The organism is Haemophilus parainfluenzae, from assembly GCF_900450995.1.
In the GTDB taxonomy this organism is placed as follows: Bacteria; Pseudomonadota; Gammaproteobacteria; order Enterobacterales; family Pasteurellaceae; genus Haemophilus_D; species Haemophilus_D parainfluenzae_O.
In genome coordinates this window covers 2,200,523-2,223,666 of the sequence record NZ_UGHY01000002.1, presented here as the reverse complement: position 1 = coordinate 2,223,666, position 23,144 = coordinate 2,200,523, and the positions used below count along the sequence as shown (strand labels likewise).

The window sequence follows — 23,144 nt, the reverse complement described above, 5'->3', positions numbered from 1 at the left end:
AAGGGAATGCTATGAAAACCGTTAAAGCAAGACTGACTGAGTTGAAAAACTTAATTAATACAAAAATCAACAAAGACTATGAGTGGATGGGAGAAATAAAATCACCCGAAATTATCAAAGAAATAGAGCAACTTTACCCCCTAATAGAGAAAATAGAAAAAATCGGGAAAAACCCTTGAAATTTCCTATGCAAAATATATTTCTCTTCAATTAATTAAAAAAATAATTCGCATCCTTAATAAAAAAAGAACGAGTAATAAATGGGATGAATATGATGTAAATTCATTTATTTTATCTCTAATCAAACTAAGAATGACAATCAAGGAATTATATTTAATTGAAGTTAAAGGTGAATTAAGAACAGAAGAAGAACTCAATGCTATTGCTGCTGATATATCCAAAGCAAAATTGAATTTAGAAGAACATATCTAACTTGAAGAACAGTTAGTAGAGAATAAAAAGGAGTTTGAAAATTTAAAAAAACTCTCTGATTACACTAAAAAAATCTTATAACGATGCACAAGAACAAATAACTGAAATTTCCCAGTGGCACGAACAGTCAGACACATTAAGTAACAATATTTCGACCTATGCAAGCACCGCACAAAATAATCTTACTAAAATCACGACATTAGCAACCACGGCGGAAACCAATAAACCCAAAATCGAAAAATATCATGAAGATATTGAAGGTATGATTAAATTATTCAATAAACAAAAAGAGGAGATTGAAATGATTATTGAAGACGCCAACCGAGCAAGCATGGCAGGTTCGTTTAAAACTCAATCTGAAAATATCGATAGTAAAATGAAAGCTGTAGATAAAATTTTGCTTGGCTCACTTGTTGCAACATCTGTTATTTCATTTATCAATTATTCAACAAGCCTGAGTGCAACAGACAGTCTTAATATTTTACAATTTCTTGCTAAGTCTATTGTGACAATCCCGTTACTTGTCATCGCCTGGTTAAAGGCTAAAGAACGGGCTTATCTCTTTAGATTAAGGGAGGATTATAACTACAAATATTCCTCAGCAATGGCATTTGAAGGTTATAAGAAACAAGTACAAGAACAAGACCCTAAATTACATCAGCAACTTCTGCAAATTGCCGTGGATAATTTGGGATAAATCCAACCAAAGTCTTTGACAAAGATTTAAAAAGCACACCACTTGAAACGATTATCGATGGCGTAGGAAAACGCCTGGATAAAGCTGTTGATGGTATTAAAGGAGAGGTGAATGACATTCCAAAGAAAACAAAAGAATTAATTGATGATGAATAACCTACTCCCTCAAATTCTCAGCGCTTTTTATTTGACACCGCTTATACTTCGGATTAAGATGTTCTCGCTTTCAAGCTGTCATTTGACAGCTTTTTTTATACCTAAAGGAGCAGAAAATGAAAGTCAGTAAAGAACATCAAGAATGGATTAAACAATACGCCAAAAGCCATAACCTTACCGAAGAAGCCGCGTTGAATAAATTGATTGGTGATGTGCGCGAAACGCAAGAATCTGAACGAGTGAGCTTGCAACAGCAGATTATCGAAAGATTGCCGAATTTAAATCTTGAACAAATGCGTGAAATTCGTCAGCGTGTTGAGCAGTTTTTATCCGACGTTATTTCACGTTTTGTCAGAAGCAATTAAAAAATAATTTCGCTTTACAAGCCCAAATTCTTATACTACTATTCGGCTCAAGGTGTCGAAACCTAAAACTCAAGGCGGATAGTTCAATTGATCGCCAAAAGGCGATTTTTTTATATCCGTAATCCTGACTATGTCGGGAGGGCGACTAATACAATACCTTCGGGAAATAAGTCCAGCCCTTTCCTTGAGCGGGTTTTCGAACCTCCCGACGCCACTGTCGAAAGTGGCTTGTTTTAAACAAATACTCAAGGATTACAATATGTCAAATCTTACAATTTTCAATTTTGAAAACACACCTATTCAAACCATCGTAGAAAACAACGAAATCTTTTTTAGAGCAGCTCAGCTTGCAGAATTGTTACAATATAAAAATCCACATAAAGCGATCAAAGATCACGTAGATTTTGACGACCTAACGAAACGTGAGATCGTGAATACTGTAAACAAACGCGCTCAAGTTCTCTTCGTGAATGAAAGTGGAATGTATTCATTAGTCTTGAGTTCAAAATTAGAGCAAGCTAAAAAAGTAAAACGTTGGGTAACTTCAGAAGTTTTACCGACAATCAGAAAGACAGGAAAATATCAACTTCAACCACAGCAATTAGCCTTGCCAGAACCTGAGAAATTCACCTTTGAATTTACCGAATATGAATTACAACAGCTTGCTTGGTTGTGGTTCGCTTTCAAACGTGGCATCGGCACATTCCAACATATTGAGAGAGCCTTTAACGTTCTAGGCTCGAACATGAGTGGGCAAATCTACGGACAGGCTTACGAATATTTAAGCGTGTTACGTTCTACCAATCAAATCTTAAACCGCATCACAAGCGATTTTAACATAGACCCAATGACAAACTGGCGTGTATTAAAACACTTGCGAGGCTTTAATCCAAAAGCAGTCAAAATCGACTTCTAAAAACAACGGAAAATCCGACCGCACTTTACTGTGTGGCGGATTTTCACACCCTAAACTCACCAAATTGACTAAAAAGGAAACAAAAATGGAAAAATTTACTGATGTATTCGCTGAAACCATCCCATTTCTTTGTAAAACAGTTATCGCCTTTGCCCTCGCTTTTTTAATTGGCGGTATTGCATACTGTTTTGCCGATGAACCTACCGACTGGCACGACAACACACTAAGCCAACAAATCCAACAAGAGGCACGAGCGAAAGCTAAAGCGCAATGGCGTGAAGAAAACGGCATCTATCAAGCGAATTTAACGCCACAGGTAAATGCTGATATGTATCGTTATGTCGAGCAAAAAACAAGCCGAAATTAACCGCACTTGGAGTAAATAATGAAACTGACTTACAAAACCTACGCAGAATCGGCAGTAAAAGCAGAAAAGAAAGGTTATTACCTTGAGGCAGCCAAGAATTGGGCTGATGCTAAACGCCATACCGCAGTGCAAAAGAATATCGAGTATTGCCAACACCGTATTGATTTCTGCGAAAGACATCACTTCCGATTGAAATCAATGGGGAAATATATGAAAAGACACCTGCCTCCAGAAATGTGTGACAGCCCAGACGACTATTACAGTCAATTTGAGCAAAAAACCGAAGAAGATTATGAACCAGAAGAAGATTGGCGTGAACCTGAAGATGCTGATTGTGAATATTGGCAATCCAATTGTTATGGGAGAGGTTAAAAATGGAAGAAACACCGCGTGAACGCCTAGAAAGCAAGGCGGAATTGCTAAATGCTATTCGAAATTGGTTATGGCAAGAACGAATTACGCCAGAAGAATTACAAGCTGAAATTGAATATATCCAGCACAATCCACTACCATTTTAAGGAATTATCATGAAACTTTACGAAATCACCGAACAACTCGAAAACATTAAAGAATTACTCGAAAATCCTGAATTTGCAGACAATGCGGATATTGCCAAAGCATTAGATGCGGTGCAGCAAGATTTTGACAAAAAGCGGAAAATGTCGTCTATGTCATTAAAAATACAGAAGGCGACATTGAAGTAATTGATGCTGAAATTAAACGCTTGCAAGCAATGAAAAAGCAGCGCCAAAACGGTATTGAGCAGATTAAAAACTATCTCAAACACAATATGGAAGCAACAGGCACAGTAAAAATTAACTGTCCCTTGTTTACCATTTCTTACTGTGAAAGTAAGCAAAGTGCGGTGCAATTAGACGAAGATTTATTTCTCGCCAACAACTGCGATGAAACCCTTGTTAATGTAAAAATCACAGCAAATAAAACCGAAATTAAAGCACGATTAAAAGCAGGGGAAGAAATTCCTGGTGCAAAATTGGTTGATAGTCAAGTTCTGACAATTAGATAAGGAAAGAGAAATGGAACTGCAAAGTGCAAATTTAAGTGAGCTTATGCCTGAACTTATTCAAGCGATTAGCCAGCTTGGCAATCTAAGCAAAGATAAACAAGGTTATGGTTATAAATACGCAGAACTAAGCAAAGTGCTTGATACCTGTCGCCCAATTCTCGCGGAACATAATTTAGTTATCACGCAACTTGTTACTGTCCTAAATGACGAGCCAACACTAGTGACAACGCTATTTCATAAAAGCGGGCAGTTTTTACGGAGTTGTTATCCATTGGTTAAGGCTGGAGTTAAGCAAGCTAACGATGCTCAGCAAGTTGGTGCAGCCATTACCTATGCACGTCGTTACGCTTTAACTGCAATGTTATTTATGGCGCAAGAAGATGATGATGCGGCAAGCGTGGGAAAGCGTGAGCAGTCATCGTCCCCAAAGTCCGAGCGGCCAAACAACTCCAACAAATCGACCCCGCAGGCTATGAGCTCTACTCAAGCTAATGTAACTAGCAAATCGATTATAGAGCAACTTAAGGATAGACTGAAAGGAAAAACCAAAGAGGAGTGCGGTAAAATTTACGATAAGTCTATCGTTTGGTTAAAGGAAAAACACCCCGATCTCGTTGATGAATACAATCTAATGTATAACGATTATTTACTTAATTTAATGTAAGGAAAAACTATGGCTCGTAATACCAACACTGTCATATTAATCGGTCATTTAGGTGGCGATCCAGAAATCCGCCAATTCCAAAATGGCGGGCAAATTGCCACATTTAATCTTGCTATCGGTGATGATTACCGAGATAAACAAGGTAATACAGTTAAACGTACCCATTGGATACCCATTGTGGTGCACGGCAACTCTGCTGATGTAGCAAGACAATATCTGCAAAAAGGCTCAAAAATCTGTGTAACAGGAAAACTGGCACAGGAAAGCTGGCAAGACCAAAACGGCAATAACCGCACCGCACTTAAAGTAGCAACACAATCGTTTGAAATGCTAGACAGTAAAGCAAGAAATGAGATGCAACAGCCAACCAAAGGTAAAGAAAAAATCGATCCATTGAGCGCCATGGCTGAACAAGATGATAGCTTTGACGACAATATTCCATTCTGAATTACATCACTAGCCACTAACAAATAGTGGCTTTTTTATTATCCAAATTAATGAGGTTAAAAATGAAAGAACAACAAAAGAAATACGAGCTAACCGATGAATTTGTTGTGCATTGGAGTGGTAAAAAGCTATACCGAATTAGAGCTCTAGTTTCGTTTGGCGTAGTAGTGGCGGGACAACTTGGTGGGTTTGTTGAGTCAGAAAAAAATTTAGATCAGTCATTATCAGGTAACGCTTGGGTGTCCGGTAACGCTTGGGTGTACGGTGACGCTCGGGTGTCCGGTAACGCTTGGGTGTCCGGTAACGCTTGGGTGTACGGTGACGCTTGGGTGTACGGTGACGCTCGGGTGTACGGTGACGCTCGGGTGTACGGTGACGCTTGGGTGTCCGGTGACGCTCGGGTGTACGGTGACGCTTGGGTGTCCGGTAACGCTTGGGTGTACGGTGACGCTCGGGTGTACGGTGACGCTTGGGTGTCCGGTGACGCTCGGGTGTACGGTGACGCTTGGGTGTCCGGTAACGCTCGGGTGTACGGTGACGCTCGGGTGTACGGTGACGCTTGGGTGTCCGGTGACGCTCGGGTGTACGGTGACGCTTGGGTGTCCGGTAACGCTCGGTTAGATCTTATGCGGTAATTTCCGAGCGTAAAATGATTTTTGGGGCAACTAATGTCGGTTCGGAAAAACGGCACACTAACCGTGTTTAACGGCAAAGACGGACTAATTGTAACGCGTGGCTGTTTTACTGGTACGGTTGATGAGTTTTTAGCAAAATCAGCCAAGGTTCATGATGATAAAACAAAAAATGAATACAAATTGCTAATTGAAGTGGCGAAAAGTCGAATCTTAGGTGTTAAAGATGAATGAAATTAATATCAATATCCCCTACTCAAGATTTTCCGATATTTTTGGGTGTTATTTTTATGTGCGTATGAATAGTGGTGACCCGTCGTCTGTTACTCTGGCGTTAGATGACGCTAAATACAGTTGGCTTATGTTTGGTTCTGAGTTGCGAAATGACATTATCCGGACAGCGGAATCGGCAAACTATCCTGCGGTAGTTAATAACTACGTAAATAATTTTGTTGAGTGGGCCAAAAGTCAATTTAATGCACCGCAAGACTACAACACGGCACGTCCGCTTGTTGATGTGTTGCCTGTGGTTGATTTAAAACTGTACGGGGATAAAAAATGCTGACATACGGATCGGTTTGTTCGGGTATTGAGGCTGTCAGTGTTGCGTGGTCGGGTATGATGTCGCCAGTCTGGTTTTCGGAGATTGAGCCGTTTCCGTGCTCGGTACTTGCTCATCATTATCCTGATGTGCCAAATCATGGGGACATGACCATGCTACCGTTAAAAATCATAAACAGAGAAATCCCTGCGCCGGATGTGCTTGTTGGCGGAACTCCTTGCCAAGCATTTTCGGTCGCTGGCTTGCGCAACTCACTTGATGATGAGCGCGGAAATCTTACTCTAACCCTCATACATATTTTGGAAGCTATTGATTATGTTAGATTTATTGACAGAAAACAACCGTGCGTCTTGTTATGGGAAAAACGTTCCGGGTTTGCTATCCACCAAGGACAACGCATTCGGACACTTTCTGGCTGGATTGGCTCAAGAACGTGAGCCATTACAACCGGCAGGGGCAAGATGGGCAAACTCTGGTTATGTGCATTCAGCCCGCACTATCGCGTGGCGAATCCTCGATGCTCAATACTTCGGAGTTGCCCAACGACGCCGTCGGGTGTTTGTTGTGGCAAGTGCTAGACCGCGAAGTATCGCCCAGATATTACTTGAGCAAAAATGCGATTGCGTATCTTGCGAAACGCGAAGTGAGGCGATTGCCCCTACTCTTACAGCTAAAAGCGGACGGAGATTTAACGATAGCGAGGTCATTGTCGGCGAAAAAAAACGGCTTACGATGGCTTACTCCGAGCGAGTGCGAAAAGTTAATGGGGTTTCCGCCAGGTTATACGCAAATAGCGTATCGAAATAAACCAGCCGAAGATTGCCCGGATAGCCCGCGCTATAAAGCTATCGGCAATAGTATGGCTGTACCGGTTATTAAGTGGATCGGGGAAAGGATGATTAATTATTTAAACAAATAAATCCAATAGGCGCTCACTTGGAACGCCTTTTGTTTTAGGAGGGAAAATGAAAGCATTTATAGAATGGCTATTCTATTTATTGGCTGGCGCTTTCGTCATTGCGATGGCTGGAGCTTGGATAGGTTTATTCTTTGGCGTTGCGTGGAAAGCGTTTTGTTGGGTGATTGGATAAGATATTGAAAATAATTGATTTACATTGACATACCGCTTAATTTCGGATTATGATAACCGTACTACAAACGAAAGACGGTTATCCGCCCGTCCAAAAGCGGTTTTTTTGTACCTGAAATTTAGGTATCGATCGTTTATGGTCGGGTCGAGAGAGCTAAATAAAACACCGAAAGGGAATAAGCTCCGCCATCTTTCGTTGGTAGTTGAAGCCCGTCCGCCCACTAAGCGAACGACTAACTAAACTAAAACGAAAGGTACAAAAAATGTCAAACTTAACAATTCTAAATAGTTCAATTCGTCAATTAGACAATCTTTATTCACTAACAGATTTGCATAGAGCAAGTGGCGGTGAGCAAAAGCATAAGCCAGTCTTATTTTTATCAAACCAACAAACTAAAGAATTAATCTCTGAAATAGAGATTGAGAGCAAAGTAGGAATTCCTACTTCGGCAGTAAAGACGGTTCGTGGCGGTAAAAATCCAAGCACTTACGCTTGCGAAGAACTTGTAATAGCCTACAACTAAAATAATTCGTTATAACCGCTCTTATGGCGGTTTTTTATTGGAGTAAAAAAATGAACGCTACACCATTATTTATTTGTAGATTACTAAAACGAAAACCTGTCTCCCCATGGAAAGAGTTGATAGATAGTCTAGAGAACAATCCACAGGATTGGTTTCTAAACCACTTCACCGTGGTTCACAAAAGAAATATGGCAAGTTTTTGGACTGGCAATGGATACGCATTTTTCGAAATGTATCCTGCCGAATTAAAAATTCCAGTTTCTCAAAGATACAGAATTTACAAAGCTGTAAATGAGATACAGGCAGCTAGATTCAAATCAACCAAATAGCGGTTTTTATTGGAGCTTAATAATGGAATTACCTGATAAAACACAAAAAGAAATGTCAGAGGCAATTAAGATTATGGCGGCATCAGCTTTCACAGAGAAAAGTCAGAACTTAATCTCTCTTGATTATGTAGCAGCTCTCGTTGGCTGCCCATATCAGCACACTGCGAACGTTATCGTTAAGCAACGAGCTTCCCAAAAGGTGTGAGATTAAAAGAGAAATCACACCCGAGATGGATAGCTGGCGAAGTTATTCGCTGGTGTAGAATTAACGCCAAGCGCATCAAATAACCTTTCAAATTTCCCACCATTGGCACAATCCACTTCTATGATATAATGCTCTAAATAAGGATATTTTATTCAATCCGTTTTAGAGCAACTACGCCAAAATTACGCCAAAAGTTAAAAATCTCTTTCGAAATCAATATAGAAAGAAACTGACCCTAGGCACCACATTATAATCCTCGTTCATTGGACGGGGATTTTTCTTTTCTGCTTTTCTATTAATAAAATCAACACTTTACGATACTTAAATATCACTTTTCCACTCTTTTAATCTTATCCAGTATTGCCATTTTTTATGTATTTTTATATATTTTTATGCGTTCATTACGCCAAAATTACGCCAAGCGGTTTAATTTTTGGCGAGTTTTTACGTTTAGAGATTAAATAAAGTGGCAACAGTTAGAAAACGTGGCGATAGATGGCGTGTAGAAGTCTATCGAGACGGTAAAAGAAAATCCAAAACCTGCTCAACAAAGACAGAAGCTATCTTGTGGGGAGCGGAAGAAGAAAAGAAATTAGAGTTAATAGCTAAAGGTATGCAGCCAGAAACGCTATTTTCTGATGTGATTAAGCGTTATTTGAATGAGGTTACGCCAACGAAACGAGGCGAAAAGCACGAATTCAACCGCTTAACTCGTTTTCTGCGCCATCCTATAACAGATAAATATATATCTGATGTTACTCGCCAAGATTTAGAATTGTGGATTAAAGAGCGACTAGAAACCGTTAAAGGTGAAAGTGTTCGCAGGGAGTTATCTACCATCGGGCATATATTCAAAGTTGCCGTTGAGCGTTGGGGGTATATCCAAACCTCCCCTATGACTGGATTGCAACAGCCACAAGCAAGCAAACCAAGAACTCAAAGATTTACACAAGAAGATATAGACGAGATTATCAAGATTAGCGGATATAATGAGAGCTTAAAGACTGCTAAGGCTCGCACAGGTGCGGCAGTGCTATTTGCTGTTGAAACTGCGATGAGAGCTGGTGAGATATGCGGATTAACTTGGGGTAATGTAAACCTAGAAAGAAAGACAGCTTATTTACCAATGACGAAAAACGGCAATTCTCGGACCGTTCCACTTTCAAAAAATGCGGTGAGAATACTGGAAAGGTTAAGAGACGAAATAGAACAAGGTGAAACTTGCTTTCAAGTGAAATCAAATATACTTGATGCAACATTTAGGAAGTTAAAGAAAGCGGCCAACAGAGATAATTTACACTTCCACGATACAAGACGAGAGGCATTAACCAGATTAGCTAAAAAAGTTGATGTAATGACGTTAGCGAAAATATCGGGGCATAAAGACATCAGAATACTTCAAAATGTCTATTACGCCCCGAATATGGAAGAGATTGCTGAATTGTTGGATTAAAAAATTTACAAATCTTTACAATTTTCCTCTTGACTTGTTCGTCAAATGCGAACATTATACACCCATAAAGAGAACGCAATGGTGCGACTCTAATCTCAAGGAGAAAATTATGAAAATCACATCTGCAAACTTTGCTACAATCGCAACATCTGAAAACTTTGCTAAACTTTCAGTCTTACCGAAAAACCATCGAAATCCAATCAAAGGACTATTTAAATCAGCAGTTGAGCAATTTAGCTCTGCGAGAGATTTCTTTAAAAATGAAAACTACTCAAAAGAATTAGCAGAGAAATTCAATCAAGAAGCTGTGAATGAGGCGGTTGAAAAATTACAGAAAGCCATCGACTTAGCAGAGAAACAAGGTATTCAATTTTAAACTAAGAGCCGTCATTTGACGGCTTTTCTATAAGGATAACACTATGACACCACTTGAACTAAAAGTCGCAAGAAAGCTGTTGGGTTTATCAACGGTTGAAGCTGCAGAACATATTGGACAGGTCAGCAAGCGTTCGTGGGAGTATTGGGAAAATGGTCAAAGAACTATTAAGCCGGATGTTGAAGAACTAATCAACTCCTTGCTATCAAGACGAAGAGAGATTATAGCGGAAGTTTACAACATGGGAGAAAAGGCGAAGGGAATTTCTGTTATTTATTACAAAACCCCAGAATACTGCGAGAACGTTCTCGAGTGGCGATTTTCTCAATCGCTAGCCTCTACTCTATCGTTAGATTTTGGAGCTAAATTGGTCGAATTTGATAAGCAGGATTTTGAGAGATTTATTAAGGAGAATAGGCTGAATGATAGCAAGCCATCTAGAGCAATGTGGGCTGCGTCTAGATAGCTTTATTTATGGAAGAAGTTACTGAACTTCTTGATTAAGGCAGAGTTTCAGGAAATGGTTCTGAATCACCAAAGAATACTATTTAGAGATATAAAATTATTTTAAACCCTATCAGGCCATGGATCGGATGTTGTCCACATCATCGCTGGCGTCTTAAGTTTTTTGGCCCGATGTCAGGTATTGCATCATTGCCTTTTACTTTAGGGTCTGCGTGATAAGGCGTGAATCGCATAAAATTAGAATCGCCAACCCCGCCCACATAAACACCTGCAACAGCTCGGTTGGTGTCATCATCAAATAAACTAAATCCACAAGAGTCGTCAGCTCTAAAACCAAGAGGGATATTTCCTTGACTGATAACCTCAACTCGACCTGCTTGTCGTGGGCTATAACCTTTTTCGGTTTTGCCCAGATAACCAAAACAATCCCAAGATAACCCGCCCATGTGGCATGATACAAGGTTTCCTTGCCTGCGGAATTTAATGTAAGCACCAGGCTTTAGGTTTTTAGTTACAGCATTAACCAAGCCTGTATCACCATCGGTGACCACCCATTTCCCATTACGTTTTTGCCACTTCCATGCACCCACTCGGCCGCCATCTGATGACTCATAAATGGTGCCGTTAGGCTCCTGCCCTGTTATTTGCCACCTGTGGTTTCGGGCTTATCAGGACGACCGCTACCAAGTACAACGGTTATGGCTTTAACATCTCGCCCGATTTGCTCGATGACTTCGGGTAATTGTTGCAAAAGGTCCATTAGCTATTTTTACCTTTTTGATAAGCTGCCATTAAGTCCATTGCTTTTAGCGCGTTAATTTGCTCAATCACCTCATCTAGGCTCGATTTAAATTCAGTCAGTTTAGTGGTTAATGCCTCAGGGGCACTGCTTCCGCTTGCTTTGAGTTTGCGTAATTCCTCCGCGAGCTCACGGAATGTATCTAAATCTGCTGATACCTCACCGCCTAACAGGTCATTTTTAAGCTGAGTGACCTTAGCATCAATTTGAGCCAAAATATTTTTGTCTTGCTCGCCTAAGTAAGTTGCAAATTCGGTTAATAATTGCTGGATTGTTTGTGTTGTCATAGTCGTCCTATTTTGTAGTTGAGGATTAAATCAGGTAGAGTTGGAATAATGGGGTTTTCCGCATTTATCACCCTAAATCCTTTTGCCACCTTGATATTAATTTTAGTTTTGGGTTTAAGTGCAACGGAAATAATGGGCTTAGATTGCACTTGCACCTTGATTTTGTTTTTGGGTTTAGCGCTGAGGCACGTCATATGTTATATCCTTACGGGGAGTTATATCCTTACGGAGAGTTATCTTACCTCCGCACAGGTTTTGATGAGCCCTTGCCCATTGGTTTGTTGCAAATCCCATTTAGCTTGCGTCCAATCGACTTGCTCAGTTTTATCGTGTGAGATGATAAACGTCACCTTATTGTTTTTTACCGATATACTCTCGCTTGTGCTAGATAGGCAAATACGCTCGCCTTTGCTTACAGGCACAATATCGCAATCAAACCGACTGCCTGTAAAATCTAAAGGTTCGCCATCTTCCCCGTAAAACTCTAAGGTTTCCTCTTCATCATCACCGCGAATCCACTTAAAACTAATTTCCTCGTTAAAACTAATTTCCTGCATGTTGCACCGCCTTGAAGCGTTCATCATGTTGTTTGCCCGAAATCTCGCTTTCATAGGCCGTTTTGCAGTGATTGCAGTCAAAGAAAAGGCTATTGATGACGCGATACAGCACACGCCAGCGTTTTTTCGGTTTATCCGCTAAAATAGCACCGCGATAAGTGCGGCTGGAGAGGGTTTCATCCGCTGCGCCACCTGTTAAGGCGTTAAACAGTTGGTCTATGGCAATGACCACGTGATAGCCATAACATTTTAATTTGCTTGGAATTGCCATTGTTCAATCTCCTGTTCAAGTGAGGTTTAATTCCTCTGGTGTTTTAAAGCGAACAAGCGGTCCTCAAATGCCTGACGTTGCCCAATAATCAAGCCAATCGCCACGGCAAACTGGGTGGATTTTTCAATCACTTTGCTAATAAGCACATCGAGCGGCACACCACGTACACGAGCAATTTGCGAAAGCATTGGTGTGGGTGTGTTGTGGTCGGCTTGCCATGCGAGAGCCTCTTTTTCCTGACGGTAAAAACTTTCGATTTCCGTTTGTGGGTAGCCCACCAGCAAGCTATTTTTCAGTTGGTCGCTTTGTCCGCTAACTTATTGAGTAAACCTTCTTTTTGTTGTGCAAAAAGTGCGCTTTGTTTTTCGGCTGAAAGCTCAAATTCTTTTGTCTCCATATTAAAAACGTGAAATTGACTCGGGCCTTGCCGGAACATTGAATTTTACCGTTTTCCCAACCAAACTTTGCCGCCACCTGTTATTGTTTCACATATTTTGTCAATATCTCGTTGTTCTTCTACAGGATGCCATCCATCTATTAGATGGGTATCATGATTTAAATCATCGAAAACTAATTGAGTTAAATTAAATTGTTTCATTAATTTTTTACTCCTATCACAATAACGCTAACATTTGTACCTTTGTTTATACCTATATAAACAACATTACCGCCTGCAAAAATTGCACCGACATTATTTTGACCACCACCAGAATCAATTGCGATTGCAGTGGCCCCACCATCAAAGGATTCGGGAGATAGTAATTGCCTGATTGATTTATCACACCTATATTCATTCGAATAATCATTAAACGCCCTTGTTTAATTTTATAAACTTCCGCACCTTGATAATGGCTGCCATACCACGTCGCAGTAAACCCATTAATGAGTTCGTTTAACTTATTACTGTATGTATTTAAATTATTATATAATGCATCGAGTGATATCCCGCTTGCGGAAATCACATCACCTGCAGACCGGAAAATACCGTCATGTTGAAAGTGCCATTGTTTATTACCTTGAACATCATCGGTAAGATTAATGACGCCTGATCCAAATTGGTTAATTACACCCGGCGTAACATAACCAAATGAAAAAGACTCGCCATAAATATGGCCATTTGCGACTTTACCCTTTATAAAGGGATAATAGATATTAGCCCCATAGCGTTCCCTACATCGACATAATAGGGAGCTAATGAGTTATATTGATCAACATAAGCACCTTCTCCTTGCTTGTTGCTCCCATGCCATTTTGCGCCAAGACCACTCTCAGCTGAAAAATTTACGCCATCAAAACCAAATCGTTTTTTGGTTGCTCCATAGGCAATGTAGGCATCATTTGCATTGTCTGTTGCTTGCAATCCAACGGTATGCACCATGTCAACATCAATTAACTTTGTGTCATCACCTATTTGCACAGAGTTGTTATTGTTTGTTGGGTCGTTGACTATGATATTGGGTACAGTTAAGTTGCCTGTCATCGTATCGCCCGATTTTGACACGCGTCCATTTGCGTTATCATTCGCGGTCTTAACCGCAGCACTGGTTGCCACGGTGTCTGCGCTATTGCTATTTACTGCAGAGGATTTTTTGCTGTTTGGGATAACATTGCCAAGCGCACGTGTGTTGGAGTCAATAAGCTGTTTTAGCTGATAAGCGGTTTTAGGCGTTAATGCTAAATCTTCACTTTGGCTATCGTAGCCAGTGTAGAGTTTGGTTATCCCATATTGAGTTAATGTCGCCTGAGCAATTTCACTCAATGCAAATCCCCAACGTACCCAATATTGGGAATTTGATTCATTCGGGCTGTTATTTTTACTATTTTTTAATGCTCGGTAGCTTACGCCATCAAACTGCACGCAAGAGCCTTTAGTATAGTCTTGCGTAGCAGACCATTCGGGTAGCCCTCGTTGCATCAAATAAGCGTGTTTTTCGTCAAGTCGTTTAAATAAGAAGTTAAACCACTCCATAGGAGGGATGCCTTGAGTTTGGTCAAACGTAATCCCCCAACCACGCAATAAGTCAGGGAAATTATCGACCTCACCTTGTTTTGCAGATGACGCAAAAATGCTTTCATCTGGCTTATTTACTAATGCCATATGTGACCTCTATATTAGGTTGAAAAGATATTGCACACCTGCTTGGCGTGGCAGTATATCTAAGTGGTTGATTGCGAATTTCTTAAAATCAGATGTGATAGTGCTTGGAACAGAGATAGAGACGGTCATATCGTAGTTATCCACGATGTGACAACCTTCGCCAAAAATAAATAGGCACGCCTCAATTAAGTTTGGTAGCGTGCCTATTTGGTAGTTTTTGAGGATTCTGCATTTAATTAAGAATCGATAATCATCATCAGATAATCTGACAGAATCAGACAGTGGGTCTCGTTTCCGATACCATTGCGCACCGCCTAGCCTTTTTTTGCTAAATCCAGTGCATTAGGCGAATTGCGGAAACCGAAAAACTTACGCAATTGATAGCCATTAATAACCCGAAATTGCCCGACGTGTTTACCGACCAAATCAAGCTGATGCCTGTGGCCGTTTCAATATTCAGCACATCTTGCAATCGATATAAATCGATAAAGCCTTGCCCGATAATGTTTTCAAATAGCTTAATCGTTGAGACGGCTTTGGGCTTGTTTCGGTATTGCCAAATCAACAAATCAGAATAGCCCATTATTCCACCTCAATGGTTATATCCGTTGCTAAAATTCGGATTAATTCACGTGGTTGTGCGGTAATATTTTCCGTGGTGAGAGACTGCCTTTGCGCCCAATTTTTAGTTCTTTCACCCAGAAACCACCCACTTTATTAATTGGCGAATAAAGTCGGGAAAGTGAAAGATTTTGCCCGATGCCAAAGCGTTGAATGGATAATAATCGCTTGATTTCATCCTTATCTACTTCAGTAAAATCTTCGTATCGAACACAACGCATAGACACTTGCACATCAACAGGCGTTGCGCGGTCGAACCGCAATGCTCTACGTTCGCCATTTACCGTTAAAGTTGTTTCTGTAGCACCTTGCAACCCGACCCCTGCTCCTTTATTTTCATAAATAACGTGAGCGATTTGCTCATCTTCACCGCCATCGACAATAACATTCAACGAATTAGGCTCAACCCCATATTTATCACGTTGTTTAGTATTGTTTTCTAGCACTTTAACTTGTCTAACATCAGGCAATGCGGCAATTTTTGACTGGATAGCATCGGCAGAATTTTGCGCATTTTTAGTTCGGCTGATGAAAAAACGTTCTCGTAATTGCAAGTCGGTTTCTTCTTCCTCGCCAATTTCGGCATTTTCGAATGTGGTTGCCGAGGTAAGACCAAGCGTAACGGTCTCAATGGTTAAATTCGTGTTTTTTATGAGGTTAAACGCACCCAATTCTTCGCTGCGGAAGTCCGCACGGGTGGAGCCATTACTATCTAGCTGCACATCTGCCGTTAATACCCATCGAACTTTATGTGGGTCAGACACTACAATCCCTGCATAAAGGTGAGTTAAAGGCTCCCCTGTCAAAATTACTGAGCGCAAATAGCTATAGCTTGCCGCTCGTCTTATCAATCCTGCATAAGCGACTCGTTGATCGAGCCAAGCACCTGTCGCAACATCAGGATCTAACTGTCGATATACGTTCTCGGCAAGCTCCTCAATATCCATCTTCATCTGAGCAAGTAAGCCCACCATTTGCCCATCGGGTGAGTTGGGCGATAGGTCGATATTCTGCCCATAGATTTGTCTAAATCCATCTTCAAATCGTGCTACGATTTCGTTTAATCGATCAATTTGAATGCCTGTTTCAATCAGTTTTGCCATATTTTCTCCAATAAAAAACCCGATCGGAAATGATCGGGTTGTGATTTTAAGCACGCCTAAAGCCGCTTACAGTTTCCCGTAAGCGGTAAGTGAGGTCGGATTTTCCGTTGTTTTTAGAAGTCGATTTTGACTGCTTTTGGATTAAAGCCTCGCAAGTGTTTTAATACACGCCAATTTGTCATTGGGTCAATCTCAAACTCTTGTGTAATGCGGTTTAAGATTTTGTTTGTTGAGCGTAACACGCTTAAATATTCGTAAGCCTGTCCGTAGATTTGCCCACTCATGTTCGAGCCTAGAACGTTAAAGGCTCTCTCAATATGTTGGAATGTGCCGACGCCACGTTTGAAAGCAAACCATAACCAAATAAGCTGTTGGAGTTCGTACTCGGTAAATTCAAAGCTGAATTTCTTTTCACGGCTAGGCAATTCAGCCTCAGTGATTAATTCCCCTTCTAAAATTATTTTGTGAACATACTCTACTGCTTGCGGTAATTGCTCTAATGTTAAATCTTCGATTGATTCCACATTAAAGCGTTGATGGACTAAATGATAAGCCTCAGAATAAATTAAGCCTTTCTTGCTAACTAACATATTTACAGCATTGCGTAGGCCTGTGCGATCATCTACCGTAGTTTTGCGTTCTGCTTTACCATTAAACCAATAATCATGTAACGCTTGATAACACTCTTTTTTGTATTTGATTAATGTGTCACGGATTTCTGGGTTACAACGATTAATATCAATACCAAATAACCAACCGTTTAAATATTCGATTGGTAAGCAGATCATTTGATAATTCTTACTATCACTTCCAGTCATATTCATGATGAATATAACTGAATTTAGTACATCATCACGTCTAATTCGATTGTATTGCGATTCCCATTGAATGCCGATATTTTCACAAATAGGCTTCATAGCAACATAATGCACGCCATTTTGTTCAACGGTAATTAATGACTGATTGTTGAATGAAATTGTTTGAGTTGAGATTTGATTAGACATAACTGTCTCCTACTGTTTCTTCGATATTTTTAAGATGCCGCAAGTTGGGCGCCAAGTGGTTCGAAGGCTGCAGTAAGTCAGCTGGACATATTTCCCTTTCGGGTATTGTATTAGTCGCCCACTCGGCATAGATAAGATATGGTTATGCGTAATGAATGTTTAATGGCAATAAACAAACAAGGTTGCTAAATTTTACGCATAAAAAAAACCGCTATGCTATCGGGAGCGGACTAACCGCTTACTGCTAATAAGGCTTCGACACCTTGAGCAGATAACTATCTGCTTGATAAAAATAATAATGAAAAATCCCCTTGGGTGTCAAGGGATTTGTAACTATTCTTCTGATAAATCTTCATCATCAGATTCAATAATATCAGTATATTTGTGCTCTTTCTCCATTGCCAAGGATTGATAATATTCCGACGCTTCGGCCAGCATTGTAAACTCAATTTTAGCATTGCGTTTTTTGACCTCGTCGGCAATTATCTCTAATGGTACCTTAAAGAACTCTTTACGTGGATTGACACGGTTTACTTGATGATCCGCAAACACCTTGTGCAATTCATTTTCTAATGCTGGCGCATCTTCACTATAGATCAATGCGTGAACATCAAAAGAGAATGGCACGCTAGCATCGCCCAATTCTCTTATACGGTCTAATGGCTCTAATCGGCGTGTCATACCAATTTTAAACACATTCTCACCAAATGAACCAATATTACTAATTACATAAACATGCCCGGATTTCGTTAGTTGAGCTTGAGAAATAGCCCTCTGGCTATTTTCCAAGGCTTCTTGATATTTCAGCTCCAACTCGGCGATTCTTGCCTGAAGCTCAGTGTTAGCCTGATCTTTCTCAAGCAGTTTCCGAGCATTTTCCAACTCTTTCTCGGCATCTCGTTGAGCTCTTTCCGCCTCAGCTTTAGCTTTCTCTAATTCTCTTTGTGCTCTAGCCTCTTCTCTCATTTCCTCTTTAATTCTGGCTTGTTCTGCCTTTTCTTCCTCTTTCTTCAAGGCATATTCATAGGTAGCCATTAATTCTTTTAGCTTAAGAGCTAAATAAGCTGGATTAATAGATATTAAATTGTGTTGATTTAGCTTATTAATATGCTCATAAGAATGTTGGATTCCATTTCGTATTTTTTCAAAATTACTACTGCTAACTTTACTAATCAGCGCATCACATTCATTATTGAAAGCTCTTAAAGCTAAATCAATATTATTTTTTGTCATTTTAGCACCTTGCTTTTTAGCATCTTTACCTGTCCCAACAGTCCATGTTGTAGAGCAAGTACAAGCCAAATTACTTTTAAATAGTGCTTTTTGCTTTTCTCTTAATTCAAGAATTTTTGCTTTATATTCTTCAGAGGTATCAAAGCTAAATATAGGCTGGTATAATCCAACTCTTAATAAAGCCCCTTCTGGTTCATAACTCTTAAGCTCATCCTTAATTAAAGATAACTCTTTTGACTTTTCATTAATCTCATCTTGTAGGTGTTTAATTTTTGATGATAGGTCGTTATATTCCGATTGTATCTTTTGATCCTTGCCTTTTTTTATTTTCTTTATAATCAGATAAACAAGATAAAAAGGGCTAAGTAACATTAAAATTACAATAATTGTGGCAAAAATATTGCTTGGTTCCATAGTATGCATCCTTCATTAAAAATAGGAGTATCTATTCTACGGAACCAAAATTGTTTATGTAGATTTTTAATCAGAAATTTTCTATTTTTGCGATCTTCATCACAAAACTTTACTTAATTTAACCACACTTTAAGCGTCATAACGTGCGGTTTGTTGCTGTCCGTAAATATCTTGGTAATCAATCGATATGGTCAGCTTGCGTGTATCTGCATCAAAATTAGCTTGGTAATCAGTTATTCTGCTTACACCTTCAGTTTCCAACACATAGCGTTTTATTTTGATTTCCCAGTCTGCCATATTTACCCCTCGCCCCATTTGTTCAAGCCAAGGCAAACCGTGTTCTAGGTCTAAAAACCAGTCATTAGCAAATGACCAAAGGCGAGTTTGTACATTTTGAGCAATGGCATCTGATTCTGTTGCGTAGTTTGAAAAGCCTTGCCCAAATGTCCAATCGTGCTCTTTATTAAGTCGTCTTACTCTCATTCTGGCACTCCTGTTTTACCGCCACTGTCGCCTGTATGTTTATGGTTTTTCACTGAAATACCACTTGCTTTTACATCTGTATCGCTCGAGATAACGCCTGTGGAGCTATGCGAGCCTGTTTGCGAGGTATGGCCCTGATGTTCGATATTTCCTTTAATCAAAATCGAGCCGTTTTTGATTCTGATGTATGTGCCGCCATCAAGGGTTTGCATTGATAACCCTTCGGTAAAAAATCCGCCAATAGCTTTCGGCACAGAGCATATGCCAGGAATAAACATCGCATCGGATAAATCATGTAGCCTAAAATCTAAAGGCGTTGATGCGTTACCGTTTTGCCACCATCCGTCAATGCAACGCTCGGAAAATATCGCTATCCCCTCATCACCTGCTTTAAGCGGGAATGTCACTGCAAAGCCCCCGCCACGAGGAAAACTCACAGGCACATCAAGAAGTGGCGGTATATCTGCCCCACTCCCATCGACTAACTGCATTTTTATTTGTATGGCAAGTGATACAGTTTGTTTTGCTGGGTCAAAACTCACCACTTTTGCAGGAAGTGCAGTATGTAAATTTAGTTGGTTTTGTTGGATTTGATGGTCGGTTGCGGTTTCTGGCGTTGCTAAGGTTTGTGCGTAGTTCATTAAATATAACCTTTGATTTATATTTTAAATATGTTATGATTTGCATAACTTAAAAGTTATGAGAGTTTTATGTTCGAGTTATTATTTCACCCTGAAGCATTCGCTGAAATTGAAGCCTTATCTCCAATAATGCGAGCTAAAGCGTTAAATGCTCTGGATAAGTTAGAAACATTAGGCAGTGAGCTTCGTTTCCCGCATACGCGCGCAATGGGTAATGGTTTATTTGAACTGCGCGCTGGCAATAAAGATATTTCGCGCACCTTTTTTGCTTTTGCCATAGGGAAGAAAATTTACATCCTGCGCACTTTTGTTAAGAAAACACAGAAAACCCCACCGTCAGAAATTGAATTAGCTTTAAAACGTTTAGGAGAAATGACCGATGAAAGTTAAACCGATAAGTTACAAACAAGTAAAAGAGACCTTACTTCAAGACGAAGAAACTAAAGCACTTTATTTGCAAGAAAAACGTATTGAGGAACTGCAATCACTACTCCAAGAAATGCGTATTCGTGCAGGTCTCACTATTTCTCAAGTTGCCGAAAAAATGGGTGTAACTCAACCGGCAATCAGCAAATTAGAAAAGAATGCCAGTCGGGCTTCATTTCTAACACTACAACGCTATGCGCATGCTTGCGGTGCCGAATTGCGTGTCGGTGTCATTTAATATAAATGACTGCACTTAACAAAAGTGCGGTCATTTTTTCCTGTCTTTTTTGTCCGTTTTTTTAGGCTTTTCTACCTTTTGGAATTTGCCCCCGACAACCGTCATCTTGCTGTGCCAATCCCACCGATACCATCGCCAGAATGCGCAAGTTTTACAATCTTGTACTCCCCATTGAAGTACTCAATGATAGATTCAACTTTCACAAGTCCGCCAATTTGTAATGCAGGGTTGAGTAAACAAGTGAGCTCTAGTCCCTCATCGGTTTGTTCTGGTGCATTAATCATTCCTGTATCTTGAGAAATCAGTACAGCATCATCACTTAGCACTTTATCTTTCGGCAGAAAAATAAGCGAGCCATCTTGGATAGACCAATCAGCCTTATTATTGCGCGCAATTTTAGTGAGAATATCTCGGCTATTGCCGTTTAATACCCTACCACGAGGGAGTTTGCGCTGATTAGGAATGTCAATGGCACCAGACTGTACTTTAGGCATGGTCTTTTGCAATTCCTCAACAATCTGTTTGTCTGTTGCTCCTGCTTTTAATGTTGTTTTAGCTCTCGATTGAGTGTAGGCTTGATGCCCGTCCGAACACTCAAGCGTAAGGACAAAATCCAATCCCTCTCGTTGGATTCTTGTCTTGGTAATATCTCCCGCATAGATTTGGCGTAACTCGCCATAACCAACTGATAAGGCAACTTTCTTATAGTCTTGGCTTAATAATTGGTTGATATGGTCTCGATTTAAGTTCCACACTTGGATTTTAGCGGATTAGGCTTTTCATTGATGGTTTTATCAATTTCAAACGCAACACGTAATTGCTCAATGCTTAACGTTTCTTGGTCGTTACTAATGTCGAGTTTCCAACGTCTGCCAAATTGTTTCATTGTCTCTCCTTGCGCTATTTAGCAAGTTCAATAAGGACATTTGCCAACGGTGTAATACATAAAGCAAACAAGCCAAGCGCAACGATAACAATAGAGAATGCGATTGCACCTCGCATAATCGGACTTGCATTTGTTTCCATTTCTAACCCCTCTTTTAAGTGTATTTTTAACTTAGTTTTGCTATACTTACTCAAAATTTGTTCCTTCTTTATTGGGAAAGTTGGAATAAAAAACCCGATAGTGCCTAGCTATCGGGTTATTTTTATCTATTAATTTACGATGCCTTTTCGCCTATATACAAAAAGCATCGAGTGCCCAAATCTTCCATACTCATTGGGTCTAATTCAGCACCACTTTCATCGTCCAAATAGAAGAAATAAGGCTGCGTACTGCGAGCCAATAATGGCACTCCGCACGCGAGCGCATGACCTCGACAAATCTGTTTTTGATTTACTGGCTCAAATACATCCATTGCCCAAAACTGTCCAATACTATTAAATCGCAAGGTTAAGCGGATTTTTATGCCGTTAAATTCAAAAGTTTGCTCCTGATAAGGATGTTGTGTTAATGGAATTTTACGCATACGTCTCACCACCATTTAAAAAGATTGAAAAGCGAAGAGGTTCTTTTAGGTGTATCGTTCTTTGGTTGAGTAGAACCTTGCTGTGATTTTGTTGCTGATTGAGTCGCTGCTCGACCGCTTTTACTTTTACCCGATACCCCTGTCTTAGATTTAGATTGAGCTGTTTGCGTCTCAACAATAAATATCTCACGAGCCGTTATGGTAAATGTTGCACTGCCATCTTGTGACTGATTGACCGCTACAGATTGGATTAGCATGTTTTTGTACAAGTTAATCCCTGTCTGTATATCAATGGTTTCCCCTGATTTCTGGCAAGCAACAAGGTCGGCATAGCATTTTTGCACTCTGCTATCCCCTGCACTGCTATCTAGCAATCCGCCTAGCCCAAAGTCAGGCAAAAAAGGGGCAATGGTTCGCGCTTGATTAAGAATGCTCTTCGCTTGACTATACGCACCTGCAACTTGGCTAATCGCTCTCCCCGCTCTTGCGATAGTTTGCGATGTTTGAGTGATAACCTTAACTGGCAGAGGAAAGTTGTTAAGAAAGTCTATCCCGCCACGAATATTGCCGATAAACGGAAGGTCTAAACCAAAAGTCGAATGGTCGTGATCAACCATTACACCATTAATGGTAACTTGTTTAGGCTGAATAACTGCATGGTCAGCAATGGCAGCCCTGATTCAATCGGGTTTTCTGTAATAGATAAATCCGACTGATGGTCTTCTGTTGTAACCACATCGAATGTTATTGTGCCAATACTACGATTGGATACTTGTGCAAAATTTAACATAGAG

General features: G+C 40.2%; 38 protein-coding genes and 4 pseudogenes. 24 read left to right on the top strand and 18 right to left on the bottom strand.

Translation table 11 applies throughout. The features are described 5' to 3' along the window. Positions 1-11: 11 nt before the first annotated feature. The 22 genes and pseudogenes from DX522_RS11895 (at position 12) to DX522_RS11305 (ending at position 10,707) form a co-directional block, all read left to right on the top strand. Entirely contained in the window at positions 12-179 is a 168-nt protein-coding gene (locus DX522_RS11895) for a hypothetical protein (protein WP_262054247.1), read from the top strand. 554 nt (positions 180-733) lie between these two features. Then, positions 734-1,129, top strand: coding sequence for a hypothetical protein (locus DX522_RS11890; RefSeq protein WP_262054246.1), 396 nt, complete (start codon positions 734-736; stop codon positions 1,127-1,129). A 271-nt stretch (positions 1,130-1,400) separates the two neighbouring features. Beyond that, positions 1,401-1,649, top strand: a complete 249-nt coding sequence (locus tag DX522_RS11380) for a hypothetical protein (protein ID WP_115180860.1) — start codon at positions 1,401-1,403, stop codon at positions 1,647-1,649. Between the two features lie 259 nt (positions 1,650-1,908). Next, on the top strand, positions 1,909-2,565 hold the full coding sequence (locus DX522_RS11375; RefSeq protein WP_115180824.1) for a P22AR C-terminal domain-containing protein: 657 nt from the start codon (positions 1,909-1,911) through the stop codon (positions 2,563-2,565). 85 nt (positions 2,566-2,650) lie between these two features. After that, a pseudogene (locus DX522_RS11370) lies at positions 2,651-2,951 on the top strand (hypothetical protein). Beyond that, entirely contained in the window at positions 2,951-3,304 is a 354-nt protein-coding gene (locus DX522_RS11365; protein ID WP_115180822.1) for an ANR family transcriptional regulator, read from the top strand. The pseudogene DX522_RS11370 and the gene DX522_RS11365 overlap by 1 nt, the downstream one beginning before the upstream one ends. Positions 3,305-3,306: 2 nt before the next feature. Then, entirely contained in the window at positions 3,307-3,450 is a 144-nt protein-coding gene (locus DX522_RS11885) for a hypothetical protein (protein ID WP_154685869.1), read from the top strand. Between the two features lie 9 nt (positions 3,451-3,459). Beyond that, complete coding sequence (locus tag DX522_RS11880) at positions 3,460-3,636, top strand: siphovirus Gp157 family protein (protein ID WP_262054244.1); 177 nt, start codon at positions 3,460-3,462, stop codon at positions 3,634-3,636. Beyond that, positions 3,606-3,959 carry a siphovirus Gp157 family protein gene (locus tag DX522_RS11875; protein ID WP_315972054.1) on the top strand — a complete coding sequence of 118 codons (354 nt, stop codon included), beginning with the start codon at positions 3,606-3,608 and terminating at the stop codon, positions 3,957-3,959. The genes DX522_RS11880 and DX522_RS11875 overlap by 31 nt, the downstream gene beginning before the upstream one ends. 10 nt (positions 3,960-3,969) lie before the next feature. Then, complete coding sequence (locus DX522_RS11355; protein WP_115180820.1) at positions 3,970-4,623, top strand: ERF family protein; 654 nt, start codon at positions 3,970-3,972, stop codon at positions 4,621-4,623. Positions 4,624-4,632: 9 nt separating this feature from the next. Beyond that, positions 4,633-5,070 (top strand): single-stranded DNA-binding protein, encoded by a 438-nt coding sequence (locus DX522_RS11350; RefSeq protein WP_115180819.1) that lies wholly within the window; start codon positions 4,633-4,635, stop codon positions 5,068-5,070. 50 nt (positions 5,071-5,120) lie between these two features. Then, a complete protein-coding gene (locus DX522_RS11345; protein ID WP_315972053.1) occupies positions 5,121-5,705 on the top strand; it encodes a polymer-forming cytoskeletal protein in 585 nt (194 codons plus the stop codon). A 33-nt stretch (positions 5,706-5,738) separates the two neighbouring features. After that, a complete protein-coding gene (locus tag DX522_RS11870) occupies positions 5,739-5,936 on the top strand; it encodes a hypothetical protein (RefSeq protein WP_262054242.1) in 198 nt (65 codons plus the stop codon). After that, positions 5,929-6,267 (top strand): hypothetical protein, encoded by a 339-nt coding sequence (locus DX522_RS11340; RefSeq protein ID WP_115180818.1) that lies wholly within the window; start codon positions 5,929-5,931, stop codon positions 6,265-6,267. Before DX522_RS11870 ends, DX522_RS11340 begins: the two co-directional genes overlap by 8 nt. Further along, positions 6,261-7,183 (top strand): annotated as a pseudogene (locus tag DX522_RS11335) (DNA cytosine methyltransferase). The gene DX522_RS11340 and the pseudogene DX522_RS11335 overlap by 7 nt, the downstream one beginning before the upstream one ends. A 46-nt stretch (positions 7,184-7,229) precedes the next feature. Beyond that, positions 7,230-7,355 carry a hypothetical protein gene (locus tag DX522_RS11865; protein ID WP_262054224.1) on the top strand — a complete coding sequence of 42 codons (126 nt, stop codon included), beginning with the start codon at positions 7,230-7,232 and terminating at the stop codon, positions 7,353-7,355. Positions 7,356-7,617: 262 nt separating this feature from the next. After that, the gene (locus DX522_RS11330) at positions 7,618-7,878 is read left to right on the top strand and encodes a KilA-N domain-containing protein (protein ID WP_262054223.1); all 261 of its coding nucleotides are present in this window, start codon (positions 7,618-7,620) and stop codon (positions 7,876-7,878) included. 50 nt (positions 7,879-7,928) lie between these two features. After that, the gene (locus tag DX522_RS11325; RefSeq protein ID WP_115180816.1) at positions 7,929-8,207 is read left to right on the top strand and encodes a hypothetical protein; all 279 of its coding nucleotides are present in this window, start codon (positions 7,929-7,931) and stop codon (positions 8,205-8,207) included. A 22-nt stretch (positions 8,208-8,229) separates the two neighbouring features. Then, positions 8,230-8,412, top strand: coding sequence for a hypothetical protein (locus DX522_RS11860; protein WP_262054241.1), 183 nt, complete (start codon positions 8,230-8,232; stop codon positions 8,410-8,412). A gap of 466 nt (positions 8,413-8,878) precedes the next feature. After that, positions 8,879-9,865 carry a tyrosine-type recombinase/integrase gene (locus DX522_RS11315; protein WP_262054240.1) on the top strand — a complete coding sequence of 329 codons (987 nt, stop codon included), beginning with the start codon at positions 8,879-8,881 and terminating at the stop codon, positions 9,863-9,865. A 109-nt stretch (positions 9,866-9,974) separates the two neighbouring features. Beyond that, positions 9,975-10,241 (top strand): anti-CRISPR protein AcrIIC4, encoded by a 267-nt coding sequence (gene acrIIC4, locus DX522_RS11310; RefSeq protein ID WP_115179395.1) that lies wholly within the window; start codon positions 9,975-9,977, stop codon positions 10,239-10,241. A 43-nt stretch (positions 10,242-10,284) separates the two neighbouring features. Next, positions 10,285-10,707, top strand: a complete 423-nt coding sequence (locus tag DX522_RS11305) for a DUF1870 family protein (protein ID WP_115180859.1) — start codon at positions 10,285-10,287, stop codon at positions 10,705-10,707. A gap of 139 nt (positions 10,708-10,846) precedes the next feature. Here the strand turns inward: DX522_RS11305 and DX522_RS11300 are convergent, their stop codons facing one another. The 13 genes and pseudogenes from DX522_RS11300 to DX522_RS11230 form a co-directional block, all read right to left on the bottom strand. Then, complete coding sequence (locus DX522_RS11300; RefSeq protein ID WP_262054239.1) at positions 10,847-11,296, bottom strand: hypothetical protein; 450 nt, start codon at positions 11,294-11,296, stop codon at positions 10,847-10,849. Between the two features lie 169 nt (positions 11,297-11,465). After that, positions 11,466-11,792 (bottom strand): hypothetical protein, encoded by a 327-nt coding sequence (locus DX522_RS11295; RefSeq protein ID WP_115179392.1) that lies wholly within the window; start codon positions 11,790-11,792, stop codon positions 11,466-11,468. A gap of 233 nt (positions 11,793-12,025) precedes the next feature. Further along, positions 12,026-12,349 (bottom strand): hypothetical protein, encoded by a 324-nt coding sequence (locus tag DX522_RS11285; RefSeq protein ID WP_262054238.1) that lies wholly within the window; start codon positions 12,347-12,349, stop codon positions 12,026-12,028. Further along, complete coding sequence (locus DX522_RS11280; protein WP_115179389.1) at positions 12,336-12,620, bottom strand: DNA helicase UvrD; 285 nt, start codon at positions 12,618-12,620, stop codon at positions 12,336-12,338. The genes DX522_RS11285 and DX522_RS11280 overlap by 14 nt, the downstream gene beginning before the upstream one ends. 26 nt (positions 12,621-12,646) lie before the next feature. Beyond that, entirely contained in the window at positions 12,647-12,898 is a 252-nt protein-coding gene (locus DX522_RS11275; protein WP_262054237.1) for a hypothetical protein, read from the bottom strand. Between the two features lie 164 nt (positions 12,899-13,062). Further along, a complete protein-coding gene (locus DX522_RS11855) occupies positions 13,063-13,218 on the bottom strand; it encodes a hypothetical protein (RefSeq protein ID WP_262054236.1) in 156 nt (51 codons plus the stop codon). A gap of 534 nt (positions 13,219-13,752) precedes the next feature. After that, positions 13,753-14,718 carry a tail fiber protein gene (locus tag DX522_RS11850; protein WP_262054235.1) on the bottom strand — a complete coding sequence of 322 codons (966 nt, stop codon included), beginning with the start codon at positions 14,716-14,718 and terminating at the stop codon, positions 13,753-13,755. A 9-nt stretch (positions 14,719-14,727) separates the two neighbouring features. After that, positions 14,728-15,301: pseudogene (locus DX522_RS11995) on the bottom strand (DUF2612 domain-containing protein). Positions 15,302-15,341: 40 nt separating this feature from the next. After that, a complete protein-coding gene (locus DX522_RS11250; RefSeq protein ID WP_262054234.1) occupies positions 15,342-16,442 on the bottom strand; it encodes a baseplate J/gp47 family protein in 1,101 nt (366 codons plus the stop codon). A gap of 113 nt (positions 16,443-16,555) precedes the next feature. After that, the gene (locus tag DX522_RS11245) at positions 16,556-17,446 is read right to left on the bottom strand and encodes a phage antirepressor N-terminal domain-containing protein (RefSeq protein ID WP_115179387.1); all 891 of its coding nucleotides are present in this window, start codon (positions 17,444-17,446) and stop codon (positions 16,556-16,558) included. 333 nt (positions 17,447-17,779) lie between these two features. Then, positions 17,780-19,093: a DUF4041 domain-containing protein gene (locus tag DX522_RS11240; RefSeq protein WP_115179386.1), complete on the bottom strand. Its 1,314-nt coding sequence runs from the start codon at positions 19,091-19,093 to the stop codon at positions 17,780-17,782. 129 nt (positions 19,094-19,222) lie between these two features. Then, positions 19,223-19,576 (bottom strand): hypothetical protein, encoded by a 354-nt coding sequence (locus DX522_RS11235; protein WP_112082236.1) that lies wholly within the window; start codon positions 19,574-19,576, stop codon positions 19,223-19,225. Further along, on the bottom strand, positions 19,573-20,217 hold the full coding sequence (locus tag DX522_RS11230; protein ID WP_115180854.1) for a Gp138 family membrane-puncturing spike protein: 645 nt from the start codon (positions 20,215-20,217) through the stop codon (positions 19,573-19,575). The genes DX522_RS11235 and DX522_RS11230 overlap by 4 nt, the downstream gene beginning before the upstream one ends. A 69-nt stretch (positions 20,218-20,286) precedes the next feature. On the opposite strand from DX522_RS11230, the gene DX522_RS11225 reads away from it, so the two are divergent. Next, a complete protein-coding gene (locus DX522_RS11225; protein WP_053465043.1) occupies positions 20,287-20,607 on the top strand; it encodes a type II toxin-antitoxin system RelE/ParE family toxin in 321 nt (106 codons plus the stop codon). Then, on the top strand, positions 20,597-20,881 hold the full coding sequence (locus DX522_RS11220) for a helix-turn-helix domain-containing protein (RefSeq protein ID WP_053465044.1): 285 nt from the start codon (positions 20,597-20,599) through the stop codon (positions 20,879-20,881). Before DX522_RS11225 ends, DX522_RS11220 begins: the two co-directional genes overlap by 11 nt. Positions 20,882-20,911: 30 nt before the next feature. Here the strand turns inward: DX522_RS11220 and DX522_RS11215 are convergent. The 5 genes and pseudogenes from DX522_RS11215 to DX522_RS12105 all read right to left on the bottom strand — a co-directional run bounded on the left by DX522_RS11215 (position 20,912) and on the right by DX522_RS12105 (position 23,140). Continuing rightward, positions 20,912-21,767, bottom strand: a pseudogene (locus DX522_RS11215) (phage protein). 14 nt (positions 21,768-21,781) lie between these two features. Then, complete coding sequence (locus tag DX522_RS11210; protein ID WP_257004065.1) at positions 21,782-21,907, bottom strand: hypothetical protein; 126 nt, start codon at positions 21,905-21,907, stop codon at positions 21,782-21,784. Positions 21,908-22,041: 134 nt separating this feature from the next. Next, positions 22,042-22,350, bottom strand: coding sequence for a phage baseplate plug protein (locus tag DX522_RS11205; protein ID WP_115179385.1), 309 nt, complete (start codon positions 22,348-22,350; stop codon positions 22,042-22,044). 5 nt (positions 22,351-22,355) lie between these two features. Then, positions 22,356-22,967, bottom strand: a complete 612-nt coding sequence (locus DX522_RS11200; RefSeq protein WP_262054233.1) for a phage baseplate protein — start codon at positions 22,965-22,967, stop codon at positions 22,356-22,358. Then, positions 22,967-23,140 (bottom strand): hypothetical protein, encoded by a 174-nt coding sequence (locus tag DX522_RS12105; protein WP_262054232.1) that lies wholly within the window; start codon positions 23,138-23,140, stop codon positions 22,967-22,969. Before DX522_RS12105 ends, DX522_RS11200 begins: the two co-directional genes overlap by 1 nt. Positions 23,141-23,144 lie beyond the last annotated feature (4 nt).